This window comes from Corynebacterium sp. NPDC104732 (genome assembly GCF_055583565.1).
The window spans coordinates 1-12,534 of the sequence record NZ_JBVJNS010000016.1 but is presented as its reverse complement, the minus strand read 5'-3'; the positions used below and the strand labels follow the sequence as shown (position 1 = coordinate 12,534).

The following is a 12,534-nucleotide window of genomic DNA, read 5'->3' as shown; positions in this document are numbered from 1 at the left end:
ACACTGCATACTATGCGTGTTCTGCGAGTCTTTAACAACAACGTCGTCCTTGCCACGAGTGGTGAGGGCGGCGAAGTTGTTGTTACCGGCCGCGGAATTGGGTTCCAGGTCAAAAGCGGCGATCCTGTCGCGCAGGACAAGGTGGCCAAGGTGTTTTATCCCGCCGACGGCCGCGACCCCGACCACCTTGCGGAAATGCTCGCGATGATCCCGGCGGAACACATCCGGATCGTCATTGAGGCGATGGCCAAGGCGGGGATGCCGTCCGAATATCAAGACAAGATCACTCTGGTTATCGCGCTGGCAGACCACGTCAGTGGTGCGATCCGGCGTAGCTACGAGGGGCAGGAGCTGTCCTACCCGTTGCGGGCGGAAGTGCAACAGCTTTACTCTGAGGAATATTCCCAGGCGGTCCGGCTGCTCCACGCGATAAATGAGCAACTCAGGCAGCCTATTTCGGAAGAAGAAGCGGTCGCTTTCACCTTGCACCTGGTCAACGCCAGTTTTACCAGCGGCGATTTGTCGTATACCTACCAGATGACAGGCCTCATCGAGCAGATGATTGCCGTGGTCGAGCAGGGCAGCGACAAGGAACAGCTGGACCAGATCAGTATCGCCCGCTTCATCACTCACCTGCGGTATTTGTTTGTGCGCATTGCGCAGCATAAACAGCTTGCGGAAAAGCCAGGGGCGGTCAGCACCGCGATTATGGAAGCGTATCCGGAGTGTGTGGAGGTTGCGTACCGGCTGGCTGAGTTGGTGGAGCTGCGATTGGGCGAGTCGCTCACGGAGGACGAGGTGTCTTACCTGGTCCTCCATGTCGCACGGTTGAGGAACTAATCCTTCGTCAGGGCCCGCTCCGCTACGGACATTGCCCCAATGAGGGCAGCGGTGACAGCCCCGACTGCGCACACGTTGCGCACAGCAGTGGGGTAGCCGAGGATCGTGGGGTTGATAAAGTCGTAAGGGTAGTAGCCCTGGGTGCGAATCCCTCGGTTAAACGTGTAAGCGGCCCAGAACAGCGGGATCGCGAAGGCGAAAGCAGCGGAGTTTCGTGTGACGTCCTGCGTGGGCGCGCCGGGGCGGTCCAGGAGCCACAAGGTGGGCACCGCAATGGGCATGATGGTGTGCACGATCGGGTTGGTGATCTTACCCAGCCCCTCCACGATGGATGTCTTTGCCAGCAGCGTGTTGTACACCAGGCCGGTGATCACCAGCATGGTCACCGCGTTGATGCGCAGAAACGCCAGGCGGGCAGGCCGCTTACCGACGGCGTACTGCGCGCTTACTAGAGCGCCGATGATATTCGACCACAGAGTGAAGTAGGAGTAGTGGTTGATGAGCTTTTGCTTCGGGGTTTCAAAGGCCGGCCAATCCTGAAAGACGGTGGTAGCAGCCTGGTAGCCGGACAGTGCGATGGCTGCGCCACCAAGAACTGCGGTAAGCGCGCCGGTGCGGCGGACAAGTTTTCTCATAGAAACCGATGGTAGTAGCTTCGGCCTGCAGATATTATGGTGCCATGAAAAAGATGATTGCTGTTGTTTCTGCTGTGGTGGCCAGCTGCGCGATGATGCCGTCGGCCAGTGCTAATCCTGTCGAAATGTCCCTAGAGCCGATTATCAAGGTGGATTCTCCGGAGCACTCGTATTGGGCGGCGGTTGCCGTTGATAGTTGGGATATGCCGGTATCTCCGGTGCCGGAGCTGCACAAGTGCGCCAAGTTTGTGGGAGGGAGCACGGCTGACCCGGGGTTGCGCTTTTTCGCTTCCAACGTGTGCTTAAAACTGAATCCGAACTCAGTTCCGGCTTTGAATTGGTAGTTTCGGCGTAAATCGGGCGCTGTTCGCTAGAGGCGTACAGCGCCCTTTGTGCAGCTAAAGGATAGTTTTTGTGCTGTTTGCTCTGGGGTGGGGCTGAAATTGGAAATTTTGGTGCGGTCTGCGCGTTAAAGTGGGTGCAATTAACAAACGGAATTTAGGAGTGTCATGTTCGAGAGGTTTACCGACCGCGCTCGACGCGTTATCGTGCTCGCTCAAGATGAGGCGCGCATGCTCAACCACAATTACATCGGCACCGAGCACATCCTGCTCGGTCTGATCTCTGAGGGTGAGGGCGTCGCAGCGAAGGCCCTAGAGTCCATGGGGATCAACCTGGAAGATGTGCGTCGGGAGGTTGAGGAAATCATCGGCCACGGCACCACTCCGCCGACCGGCCACATTCCGTTTACCCCGCGTGCTAAGAAGGTGCTGGAGCTGTCCTTGCGGGAAGGCCTGCAGATGGGCCACAAGTACATCGGCACCGAGTTCCTGCTGCTCGGCCTGATCCGCGAAGGTGAAGGCGTCGCAGCGCAGGTGCTGGTTAAGTTGGGAGCTGATCTGCCTCGCGTGCGCCAGCAGGTTATCCAGCTGCTCAGCGGCTACGAAGGTGAAGGCGGCAACCCGGATGATTCCTCCGGTGGTCCTTCCCTCGCTGGTGCTGGTGCTGCCCCTGGTGGCCGTTCCCAGGGTGGTCCTGGTGAGCGTTCTAACTCCCTGGTTTTGGACCAGTTTGGCCGTAACCTGACCCAGGCTGCTCGTGAGGGCAAGCTTGACCCGGTCGTGGGGCGCGAGAAGGAAATCGAGCGCATCATGCAGGTGCTGTCTCGCCGTACGAAGAACAACCCGGTTCTGATTGGTGAACCTGGTGTGGGTAAGACGGCCGTCGTTGAGGGCTTGGCGCTGGACATTGTTAACGGCAAGGTCCCGGAGACCTTGAAGGACAAGCAGCTTTACTCCCTGGATTTGGGTTCTCTGGTTGCGGGTTCCCGCTACCGCGGTGACTTCGAGGAACGCCTGAAGAAGGTGCTCAAGGAGATTAACCAGCGTGGCGATATCATCCTGTTCATCGATGAGATTCACACGCTCGTCGGCGCGGGCGCTGCTGAGGGTGCGATTGATGCTGCGTCCTTGCTGAAGCCGAAGCTGGCCCGTGGTGAGCTGCAGACCATCGGTGCCACCACCCTGGATGAGTACCGTAAACACATTGAGAAGGATGCGGCGTTGGAGCGTCGTTTCCAGCCGGTGCAGGTCCCGGAGCCGTCCGTGGAGATGACGATCGACATTTTGAAGGGGCTGCGGGACCGCTACGAGGCGCACCACCGCGTGTCCATCACCGATGGCGCTCTGGCTGCCGCCGCGAACCTGTCCTCTCGCTACATCAATGACCGGTTCTTGCCAGATAAGGCCGTGGACCTGATCGATGAGGCCGGCGCCCGGATGCGTATCAAGCGGATGACCGCGCCGGAGGGCTTGCGCGAAATCGACGAGCGTATTGCTGACGTGCGCCGTGAGAAGGAAGCGGCGATTGACGCTCAGGACTTCGAGAAAGCAGCTGGCCTGCGCGACAAGGAGCGCAAGCTGGGCGAGGAGCGCGCTGAGAAGGAAAAGCAGTGGCGCTCCGGCGACCTGGAAGAGATCGCTGAGGTGGGCGAGGAGCAGATCGCTGAGGTACTCGGCCACTGGACCGGCATCCCAGTGTTCAAGCTGACCGAGGAAGAGTCTTCCCGCCTGCTCCACATGGAAGAGGAGCTGCACAAGCGCATCATCGGCCAGGAGGATGCCGTCAAGGCGGTCTCCCGCGCGATTCGCCGTACCCGCGCAGGCCTGAAGGATCCGAAGCGTCCGTCCGGTTCCTTCATCTTCGCTGGTCCTTCCGGTGTGGGTAAGACGGAGCTGTCCAAGGCGCTGGCAGAGTTCCTCTTCGGTGAAGAGGACGCCCTCATTCAGATCGACATGTCCGAGTTCCACGACCGCTTTACCGCGTCGCGTCTGTTCGGTGCCCCTCCGGGGTACGTCGGCTACGAAGAGGGTGGCCAGCTGACCGAAAAGGTACGCCGTAAGCCGTTCTCCGTTGTGCTGTTCGACGAGATTGAGAAGGCCCACAAGGAGATCTACAACACCCTCCTGCAGGTCCTCGAAGATGGCCGGCTTACCGACGGCCAGGGCCGTGTTGTCGACTTCAAGAACACCGTCTTGATCTTCACCTCTAACCTGGGCACCAGCGACATCTCGAAGGCTGTGGGTATGGGCTTCTCCGGAAGCACCTCGACGGACCAGGATGCCCAGTTTGATCGGATGAAGGGCAAGGTCCACGACGAGCTTAAGAAGCACTTCCGCCCAGAGTTCCTCAACCGTATCGATGAGATTGTGGTCTTCCACCAGCTCACTCAGGAGCAGATCGTGGAGATGGTGAACCTGCTCATCGGTCGCGTGGAGAAGGCGCTGGCTGCCAAAGACATGGGCATCACGCTTACTGACGTCGCCAAGAATCTCCTTGCCAAGCGCGGTTTCGATCCTGTGCTCGGTGCCCGTCCGCTGCGCCGCACTATCCAGCGGGAAATTGAGGACGTGCTGTCCGAGAAGATCCTCTACGGTGAGTTCGGTGCCGGTGAGATCGTCAACGTGGACGTCGAAGGCTGGGACGGCGAGTCCAAGGGCGATGACGCTAAGTTCGTGTTCACCGCCACGGAAAAGCCACTGCCGGAAGGCCAGTTCTCAGAGATGTCCGTCGAAGCTGCGGAAGCAGTCTCTGACGTTTCCGACGTAGAGTAAGCCAGTCAAGTTAGCAGGCCACCAGAACCTCAAGGTTGTGGTGGCCTGCTTTTGGTGGAGCGGGAAGAGTGTGACTCTGCTGCGTGCTTGTCTTAGAAACCAGCCCGTCCTCGGTCGATATCGCGCTGAAAATCTAGCGCTGATTGACGGGTTTCTTCGTCGTGTTCCTCGCTGCGCTTACGAATCTTTTGCTGCATCATGCCAGCGGGGATGACGATCAACAAGATGGCGACGATAACAACTAGCCAGAAAGTCGACATGTTAGCTTCGGCTGCCGTGCCCACTCCAAGGGGTAAGGGAGCAAAATGTGTGTCCGGTCGGCGTGTTGTCGGTTGTTACTTCACTTCTGGGGGCTTTGATCACGGTCCCTGAAGTTTCTTACTAAAACCCGGGAAGCATTCCCCGGATCTCGGGCCGAAATCAGTGAAATAGCAGGTGTGAAGCCTAAAGGATCACCGAGACCCGGGGAACGCTTCCCGGGTTTTGCGGAGTTAAGCAGCAAAATATATGTCCGGCCAGGCACTGTTGTGTTAGTGCTCGGCTGGGATAGCGTTGTCGCAACAGGGCTGGTCGACCTGTTTCCCAGCTTGTTTTATTTCCCATTTGTCCCAGTGTGAGCACACTACGTGGTCGAGGATGGATGTGATGAGTAGGCAGCCTGCTGCAGTGTACGTCGCCTTCGATAAAGACCTGATCGTATACGCGGTAGGGGTCGGCGGTGCAGAGGGCATCAATAAGTCACAAGGGGTGTGAACCCGCGGTTCAGACTTCTTCGGGAGATGCCTCACGAGCCTGCAGGATCGGTCAGTGCGGTTGAGCTGACAGCATAAGCATGGAAGGCTCGAAAAGTTTGCCGCGTGTGTGTGATCAGCTTTGGTGTTGGTAGTCGAAGCGCCACTAGGTGGTGCACCGCCACCTAGTGGTGCCGTTGTTTTTGCTTTTGTCCCAGGCAGACGGGGGCATCGGGGTCGGTTTTTGGTTACCGGAGTTAGGTGACCGCACCTGTTAGTGCAGGTGCGGTATCACTCGCGGTATTGAACAAGGATTGTGCGTTTATAAGACCTCAAGCTATATAACACATGCATTTGCATACCTTGACCAGGGCCTATCGCGGACAACAGACACACTTTCTGCTACTTAATCCCACTCCAAGCTGGAAATTAATGATGCTGAGTGAAAGGCTGGGGAGCTTTGAATTTGTTAGCTGTGGTTGGGCGCTCTCGGGCTATGCCACACGCGTGTCCAATAACTCACAGTCTCAACCATTACAAGTAACAACCATTGGGATGTGGTGCTCTCAGGTCAAAGAGAAGAAGTCCACTTGTAGGTTGGGCTTCCGGGGACATGCCACGAGCATGAGAAAGTGCCGAAACCTCAAGTCGGGTTAAAAACGACGCCGAAGCGTCGTTTTTAACCCGCTAACTAGTTACTTCATCAGCCCAAAGTGCTTGGCGATGGCCACGCCAGCCAGGCCGAAAAGGCCGCCAAGTGCGGCGAGGATCCCGGCGTCGGTGCCGGAGCTTCCCAGGCTGAAACCGTTGTCCTGGTTGTTTTCCTTACCGGGCTTGTTTGGTGCAGGTGCCGGTGCAGGTGCCGGGTTTTCACCGGGCTTGTTTGGTGCAGGTGCCGGTGCAGGTGCCGGGTTTTCACCGGGCTTGTTTGGTGCAGGTGCCGGTGCAGGTGCCGGGTTTTCACCGGGCTTGTTGTCCACTGGTGCTGGGGCTGGGCTATCGGCACAGGTTGCTTTGAGCTTAAGGGATACCTTTACGGTGTCCATAGGATCGCCAGCTCGGTAGGCTCCCATGAAGGCGCGGTCGGCGCCCTTTTGTAGGTCACGGGTGGACTCGGGGTGCTTGACGTATTTCAGGCCGGGGGCTTCGAGGGTGAGGGTGCCCTGGTCGAACTTCCAGCCGGTGGTGGTTCCTTGGGCGATGACGTCGCGGCCGGTTACTTTGTTTTGTTCCGTTTTGTCTTCCGGGGTGAGGGACGTCATGGCTTTACCTGGTACGTAGTACGAGGTGTAGTCAGTCTTGACGGTGACTTGGTTGCCGCTGACGTCGACGCCGAAGTTGCCTAGGGTGACATCGAGCGCGTCGTGGTGGCCGGTGAAGTGGGCGGTGCCGGTGGCGGCGAGGGAAGTGACAGCTGGAGTGCCGTTGTTGGCGGTGAGTTTGACTGATGCTGGGTCGATTGGGCTGGAGAAGTAAAAGTCTGGGCCAGCTTTGTCGGTGCCGTGCTCGGTCATGCCGCTGACGGTCCATGCTCCGTTCGCGATGGGGCCGTCGATGTAGTTGCGCCAGGTTTGCTTGATGCCCCAGTCGATGGTGCCGCTTTCAACGTCGAAGCTTGGGTTTGCGCAGGTGTTTTCTGCTGCTGTCGCATGTGGGATTGTCAGGGTGCTTGCGAGAAGGCTGGTGCCGATTGCGGTAGCAAGGATTGAACGTTGCATAGAAATCCTTTGTGTCGGAATGGAATCTTTGAGAAAATCAAAGTAAGGTTAGCCTAACCTACGAATTTGCCTTGAAGGTAGTGGGGTGTGCTTCGGGGGTGAGGTTAGCTTTACCTAACTCACCTCGTTTTGTACTGTTCACCCGAAGCGTTAATTAACAAAGAAAAGATGGACAACGATGCGCTCACGTACTGTGACAAGTTTTTGTGCCACAGCCCTGATCGTCTTACTAGGGGTGGCGCCCGCCGCTCAGGCAGCTGAGACGGGTTCTGGCAGTTGCGAAAACCCAACTTTCGAGATCTCCGGCGGCGAGCTGAGCTGGGGTTTTAAACATAGTTTCCGCCGCTATATCGACAGCCCCGTGGCGCACGGTGGGTTTGAAACCACCGGCGATGCCCAACTGCAAGGCGCCTTCTCCGATGAGAATGCCGCCTTTGTTTTTCCGGTTAACAGCAGCTCCGGGGCAGCGAGCAGCCTGGAAGTCGGCTCGCGCGGTGGCGTCCGTTTCACCGGTCATGACGGGGTGCTCGACTCGGCATTCAGCGATCTTAAGCTGCAATTTTCCAGCGCCAATCAGGCAAAGCTGATTGCTTCTTACAACGGCAAGATTGCCGAAGACTTCCGCCCGGGTACACCGACCCGTGATGTGTCCGAACCTGCTTTGGAGCTTGCCGACGTCCACTTCTCCGACTCCTTAAGCGCAACCAATACTCAGCTCACCGGTCGGGTAGTGCTCACCCAAGCCGGAAACGACATTGGATTTAATGGTGCGTACCGCACGGAAGCAGATCGAACTGTCGATCCGCTGAAAATTAACCTTAAGGGTAAAGCAGTGTGTGCCGACGGGTCCGAGCGCGCTATTGGAGGCTCTGGCAACTCTGGCACCTCTACGTCCGGTGGTGGGAAAAGCAGCGGAACCAAGATTGAAAAACTGCCCGATCGCCAACCAGTCCCGGAAGCCAACCACACCATTGTGCAATGGGGAGACACCCTCACTCTTTCTGCCAGTGGCTTTGCGCCTAACAGCGTGGTAGCGGTTCGGAAGGGCAAAGACACCACTGATATTGGTACTGCTACCGCAGATGCCAACGGCTTGGTGGCAGTGGACATCACCATCGCTCCGGAAACACCCCTGGGCACCACCACGTATTCCCTCGTTGGGGCTGGGGCAGGCGGTGGAGCTCATACCGCTACCACCCACGTGCGCATTGTTCGCTCCTCCGGGGTGCACAACTTCTGGGAAGGTACCAATCAGGTGGTGAACGGACTGGTGGAGACCCAGCGGGTTGCCACCGCCGGCGGCAACTTATTCACAGCAACTACCGGAATGCTTAACGCCGCTGAATCACTGGGAGCTAAGTTCGGGTTGAAGCCCGGTAACTCCACCACCGAAACCAAGGGCAGCCAGACAACGCAGAATGGCGTCGATAAGCCTGCTTCGGCGACAGCCACCGTCAAAAGCGGTGCGCCGTCTGGCGGAACCGCGAGCGCGGCCGGTCCTGCAGCCGCAGGAGCCGCAAAAGCTACCGGTGGCGCCGCTAATGCCGGGGCGCAGGCCGGAGTGTGCTCCGCTTCCGATGGGAAAGGCGTCTCCCAAGCGAGCTTGTCCTGGGGTGTGAAGGAATCCTTCCGCTCTTACATTTCGGGCAATATCGCCAAGGGATCCTGGGAAACCAATGGCACCACATACTCCGGTGGCAACTTTGTCTGGAACGGCACCGCGGGTGCGGTAGCCGGAAACAACGGCGTCATTCAGTACACCGGTGCAGTCCGATTCACCGGCCACGACGGGGTTTTGGATCTCAACATTGCCGATCCGGAAGTCCAATTCGACGGCAATACCGGTACCCTATTTGCCAACGTCCGGTCCAGCGACATGGACGGCAATAGTCGCGACTTCGGCAGGGTAGCCCTGGCCACCTTGAACACTCAGGCTTCGGGTTCCGGCGACAGCCTCAATCTCACGGCCACCACCGCATTGACCGCAGAAGGGGCTAAGGCATTCGCTGATTTCTACCCAGCTGGAATCGAGCTCGACCCCATCACAGCTACAGCGCAGCTTTCCGGTGCCGCCAACTGCGCCGCATCCCACGGGGCAAGTGCGGGCGGCCAAGCAGCGGGGAACACCACCAGCGCAGCAAGCGCAGCGGTGAAGAAAGCTAACGCCAAAAATGGTGGCGCTCCAGAAGCGATGGGGCAAGCCAAAACCGGTCGCAGTGCAACATCTTTGCTGGATGAAAAAGAGCAGCCAAACACCATGTTGGTGGCAGCGGTTGGTAACCCTGGCATTCCCGTAGCCCTGGCGTTGTTGCTCATCGCAGCGTTCGGGTTCATGGCATTTTCCCCGGGTGGTGCAAAACACCGCACAAAATTTTTCCGTCGTAACAATGAAGGAGCAGGCGAATGAGCCTGAAAAACAAGATCGCCGTCGTGGCGCTGATCACCACCGGCGCCATCGCCCTCACAAGCTGTGGCTATGGTTCCTCCGCTGAGCTAGGACGCGGGGCGAAACTTGGTGAGGCCAGCAGCCAGATCACCACGCCACAGGCAGTTCCGGCGGCTCATGAACTCCCGGACCCGCTGTCCTTGCGTGGCCCGAGCGTTGCTGCAGACATCGGTGAAATCATCCCGATTACCACCAACCCGCAGCCACAACTGCCAGTGAGCTTCACTGACGCTGACGGGCATCAAGTAGAGGTTACCGACGTCTCCCGCATCATCCCCCTGGACCTGTACGGAACCTACTCCCGCGTCATTGAGGGCTTGGGACTCGTGGATAGCATCGTCGGGCGCGCGGTCTCGTCGAACGAGAAAGCACTGGAGCATGTACCACTGGTGACCAAAGACGGCCACAGCATCAACGTGGAAGCGGTGTTGCAGCTCCAGCCGACCTTGGTGATCGTGGATCATTCCGTGGGACCACTGGAAGCGATTGAACAGCTGCGCGCCGCCGGCGTTACCGTCGCGATGCTCGATCCGCAGCGCACCCTCGAATCCGTAGGCTCAGACATCCAGCTGGTAGCGAACTGTCTGGGGTTGAAGGACGAAGGAAAGCGCTTGGCAGAGCGGTCCACGAAGCAACTCGAAGTGGATCAGGCTGCGCTGGCAAAGATGATTCCAGCTGACTCCCCACGACGCCCGCGCATGGCGTTCCTCTACGTGCGTGGCAACGGCGGCGTGTTCTTCATCATGGGCAACGGCTACGGAGCTGAGGTGCTTATCGACGCCGTCGGCGGCGACAACGTAGGCAAAGACATCGACGGTGTTCGCCCCGCAAACGCAGAATCCCTGGCAGAACTCAACCCAGAAATCATTTTGGTCATGAGCAAGGGGCTGGAATCCACCGGTGGTGTCGATGGATTGTTGCAGCGTCCAGGTGTCGCCCAAACCATCGCCGGCCAGAACCGCCGCATCGTCGCGATCCCAGACGGCCAGTCCCTGTCCTTCGGGCCCCAAGCGGGTGCGCAGCTCCTAGCAACCGCTAAGGCGATCTATGCGCCAGAGTGATGCTATTGCCCAGCGTCGACGTCAGCGCATCCTCACCACCTGTGGCCTTAGTCTTGCTGTCGTGGTCATTGCGGCGGGGGCGCTGTCGGTAGGACAGTACAGCATGACGCTCACCGACGTCCTCCGGATCATCGCTGCCGGTCCCACCGCACCCAGCCCCGAGCTCGGGGCATCAGTACTGTGGCAAGTCCGCATGCCCCGAATCGTGCTCAGCCTGCTCATCGGTGCAGCTCTCGCGGTATCCGGCGCCGTGATGCAGGCACTGTTCGCTAACCCGCTCGCAGAACCCGGTGTCATCGGTGTCTCCTCCGGCGCCGGTGTGGGAGCTGCGATTGCCATCGTTTCCGGGCTTAGCTTCGCTGGCACTTTCACTGTGCCACTACTCGCATTCGTCGGTGCGGCGGCTACCGCATGGCTTGTGTTCATCTTGTCCCGCGTCCGCGGGCAAACCCAGGTGGTGTCGCTGATCCTCACCGGTATCGCAGTGAACGCCATCGCGGGTGCTGCTATTTCCTTTCTGATTTTCCTGGCACCCACCACCGCGCGAGAGCAAATCCAGTTCTGGCACATGGGGTCGTTGAACGGCGCGCAGTGGAAGCATGTGTTCACGGTGCTTCCCGTCATCATCTTGGGAATCGTGTTGTCAGCAGCGCTTTCCCGGCAACTGGACCTGTTGGCGCTCGGTGAGCGGGCCGCGGAACATGTGGGAGTGGGCGTCGCAAAGCTGCGTTTTTACTCCCTGGCCGTGGCGACGATGCTCACCGCAGCGGCCGTCGCCTTCGGAGGCATCATCGGGTTCGTGGGGCTGATCGTGCCACACCTGCTACGCCTCGTGCTCGGCGCCGGTAACCGCTGGTTAATACCTGTTTCGGCGCTGGGCGGTGCGGTGCTGCTGTCCGCCGCGGATATCGTGGCGCGCACAGCCATCGCCTATGCCGACCTTCCCATTGGCATTTTCACCGCGCTGGTAGGCGGCCCGGTGTTCTTCTACCTCCTGCGACGCACACTAGCGAAGGGGCAACACGTATGACGGCGATTGTGAACGCCCAGGACATCACCGTGTCCGTCCTTGGCAAGAAACTCATTAAGAACGTCTCAGTTCAGCTCACGCCCGGCCTCGTCACCGGCATCATCGGCCCAAACGGCGCCGGAAAATCAACGCTCCTGGCGGCGCTGGCCGGCGACATCGCCACCACCTCCGGCACCATCACCATCGGTGGCAAGGACATCACGCGCTACACCCCGCGGGAACTCGCCCGTCAACGCGCCGTGATGCTGCAGGATGTTGGCGTCTCTTTTTCCTATCTTGTTCGCGACATCGTGGAAATGGGGCGCAGCCCGTACCCCGCAGACCCTGGCGACCCACAGCGCGTCGACCACGCCCTCCGCACCGCTGACGTTGCCCACCTCCAGGATCGCATCATCACCAACCTCTCCGGTGGCGAACGGGCCCGTGTCGCATTCGCCCGCGTCCTCTGCCAAGATACTCCCGTGGTGATGCTCGACGAACCTACCGCCGCCCTCGACATCAAACACCAAGAACAACTCCTCTCCACCGCCCGTGATCTGGCGCGCCGGGGAGTTGCCGTTGCCGTAGTGCTGCATGACCTCAACCTTGCCGCCGCCTATTGCGACAGCATCACTTTGCTCAAAGCCGGTTCGATCTATGCACAGGGCACACCGCGGGAAGTGTTAAATAGCACGCTGCTTACCGACGCCTACGAGTGCCCCATCTCTGTCACCCACCCACCCTCATCCCCCGATACTCTGCTCATCAGCCCAGTGCGCGGGTAGGGAGAACCTGATAGGGATTTGTTTTCCGGGACAAATCCCTATCACATTGACTGCTATTCCCTCAGGTAAAGCATCGGGATAGGCGTAGCGATTCGTCTTTCCCGCTGCCCGCCAGTTAGTTGTGACCCTGGTTGGGTTTCAGGCGTGGTTTTCTAGCTGTGCTAGATGCCTGGTTTCCAGTGTAGCTGGTTGTTGT

At 59.0% G+C, this 12,534-nt stretch carries 10 protein-coding genes; 7 read left to right on the top strand and 3 right to left on the bottom strand.

Going from position 1 to position 12,534, the window contains the following annotated elements:
• Positions 1-12 precede the first annotated feature (12 nt).
• The gene (locus tag ACZ6ZO_RS10450; RefSeq protein WP_465292479.1) at positions 13-840 is read left to right on the top strand and encodes a PRD domain-containing protein; all 828 of its coding nucleotides are present in this window, start codon (positions 13-15) and stop codon (positions 838-840) included.
• Here ACZ6ZO_RS10450 and ACZ6ZO_RS10445 read toward each other — a convergent pair.
• Positions 837-1,475 carry a Pr6Pr family membrane protein gene (locus ACZ6ZO_RS10445; protein ID WP_465292477.1) on the bottom strand — a complete coding sequence of 213 codons (639 nt, stop codon included), beginning with the start codon at positions 1,473-1,475 and terminating at the stop codon, positions 837-839. The two genes, ACZ6ZO_RS10450 and ACZ6ZO_RS10445, sit on opposite strands and share 4 nt — an antisense overlap.
• A 44-nt stretch (positions 1,476-1,519) precedes the next feature.
• Here ACZ6ZO_RS10445 and ACZ6ZO_RS10440 point away from each other — a divergent pair, with 44 nt between their 5' ends.
• Together ACZ6ZO_RS10440 and ACZ6ZO_RS10435 are read left to right on the top strand one after the other, a co-directional pair.
• The gene (locus ACZ6ZO_RS10440; protein ID WP_465292475.1) at positions 1,520-1,819 is read left to right on the top strand and encodes a hypothetical protein; all 300 of its coding nucleotides are present in this window, start codon (positions 1,520-1,522) and stop codon (positions 1,817-1,819) included.
• Between the two features lie 165 nt (positions 1,820-1,984).
• A complete protein-coding gene (locus tag ACZ6ZO_RS10435; protein ID WP_182385401.1) occupies positions 1,985-4,588 on the top strand; it encodes an ATP-dependent Clp protease ATP-binding subunit in 2,604 nt (867 codons plus the stop codon).
• A gap of 92 nt (positions 4,589-4,680) precedes the next feature.
• On the opposite strand, the gene ACZ6ZO_RS10430 is transcribed toward ACZ6ZO_RS10435, so the two are convergent.
• Positions 4,681-4,848 (bottom strand): hypothetical protein, encoded by a 168-nt coding sequence (locus ACZ6ZO_RS10430; RefSeq protein ID WP_182385402.1) that lies wholly within the window; start codon positions 4,846-4,848, stop codon positions 4,681-4,683.
• Positions 4,849-6,014: 1,166 nt separating this feature from the next.
• Positions 6,015-7,037, bottom strand: coding sequence for an HtaA domain-containing protein (locus tag ACZ6ZO_RS10425; protein WP_465292472.1), 1,023 nt, complete (start codon positions 7,035-7,037; stop codon positions 6,015-6,017).
• 178 nt (positions 7,038-7,215) lie between these two features.
• Here ACZ6ZO_RS10425 and ACZ6ZO_RS10420 point away from each other — a divergent pair, with 178 nt between their 5' ends.
• Genes ACZ6ZO_RS10420 through ACZ6ZO_RS10405 form a run of 4 tightly spaced genes read left to right on the top strand, consistent with a single transcriptional unit; the run spans position 7,216 to position 12,338 of the window.
• Positions 7,216-9,444, top strand: coding sequence for an HtaA domain-containing protein (locus tag ACZ6ZO_RS10420; RefSeq protein ID WP_465292470.1), 2,229 nt, complete (start codon positions 7,216-7,218; stop codon positions 9,442-9,444).
• Positions 9,441-10,544 carry a heme/hemin ABC transporter substrate-binding protein gene (locus ACZ6ZO_RS10415; RefSeq protein ID WP_465292468.1) on the top strand — a complete coding sequence of 368 codons (1,104 nt, stop codon included), beginning with the start codon at positions 9,441-9,443 and terminating at the stop codon, positions 10,542-10,544. Before ACZ6ZO_RS10420 ends, ACZ6ZO_RS10415 begins: the two co-directional genes overlap by 4 nt.
• Positions 10,531-11,574: a FecCD family ABC transporter permease gene (locus ACZ6ZO_RS10410; RefSeq protein ID WP_465292466.1), complete on the top strand. Its 1,044-nt coding sequence runs from the start codon at positions 10,531-10,533 to the stop codon at positions 11,572-11,574. The genes ACZ6ZO_RS10415 and ACZ6ZO_RS10410 overlap by 14 nt, the downstream gene beginning before the upstream one ends.
• Entirely contained in the window at positions 11,571-12,338 is a 768-nt protein-coding gene (locus tag ACZ6ZO_RS10405) for a heme ABC transporter ATP-binding protein (RefSeq protein ID WP_465292464.1), read from the top strand. Before ACZ6ZO_RS10410 ends, ACZ6ZO_RS10405 begins: the two co-directional genes overlap by 4 nt.
• Positions 12,339-12,534 lie beyond the last annotated feature (196 nt).

Coding starts and splice junctions, on each gene's coding strand:
- ACZ6ZO_RS10430 (WP_182385402.1), bottom strand. CDS start 4,848: ATGTCGACTTTCTGGCTAGTTGTTATCGTCGCCATCTTGTTGATCGTC.
- ACZ6ZO_RS10435 (WP_182385401.1), top strand. CDS start 1,985: ATGTTCGAGAGGTTTACCGACCGCGCTCGACGCGTTATCGTGCTCGCT.
- ACZ6ZO_RS10450 (WP_465292479.1), top strand. CDS start 13: ATGCGTGTTCTGCGAGTCTTTAACAACAACGTCGTCCTTGCCACGAGT.
- ACZ6ZO_RS10415 (WP_465292468.1), top strand. CDS start 9,441: ATGAGCCTGAAAAACAAGATCGCCGTCGTGGCGCTGATCACCACCGGC.
- ACZ6ZO_RS10420 (WP_465292470.1), top strand. CDS start 7,216: ATGCGCTCACGTACTGTGACAAGTTTTTGTGCCACAGCCCTGATCGTC.
- ACZ6ZO_RS10410 (WP_465292466.1), top strand. CDS start 10,531: ATGCGCCAGAGTGATGCTATTGCCCAGCGTCGACGTCAGCGCATCCTC.
- ACZ6ZO_RS10445 (WP_465292477.1), bottom strand. CDS start 1,475: ATGAGAAAACTTGTCCGCCGCACCGGCGCGCTTACCGCAGTTCTTGGT.
- ACZ6ZO_RS10405 (WP_465292464.1), top strand. CDS start 11,571: ATGACGGCGATTGTGAACGCCCAGGACATCACCGTGTCCGTCCTTGGC.
- ACZ6ZO_RS10440 (WP_465292475.1), top strand. CDS start 1,520: ATGAAAAAGATGATTGCTGTTGTTTCTGCTGTGGTGGCCAGCTGCGCG.
- ACZ6ZO_RS10425 (WP_465292472.1), bottom strand. CDS start 7,037: ATGCAACGTTCAATCCTTGCTACCGCAATCGGCACCAGCCTTCTCGCA.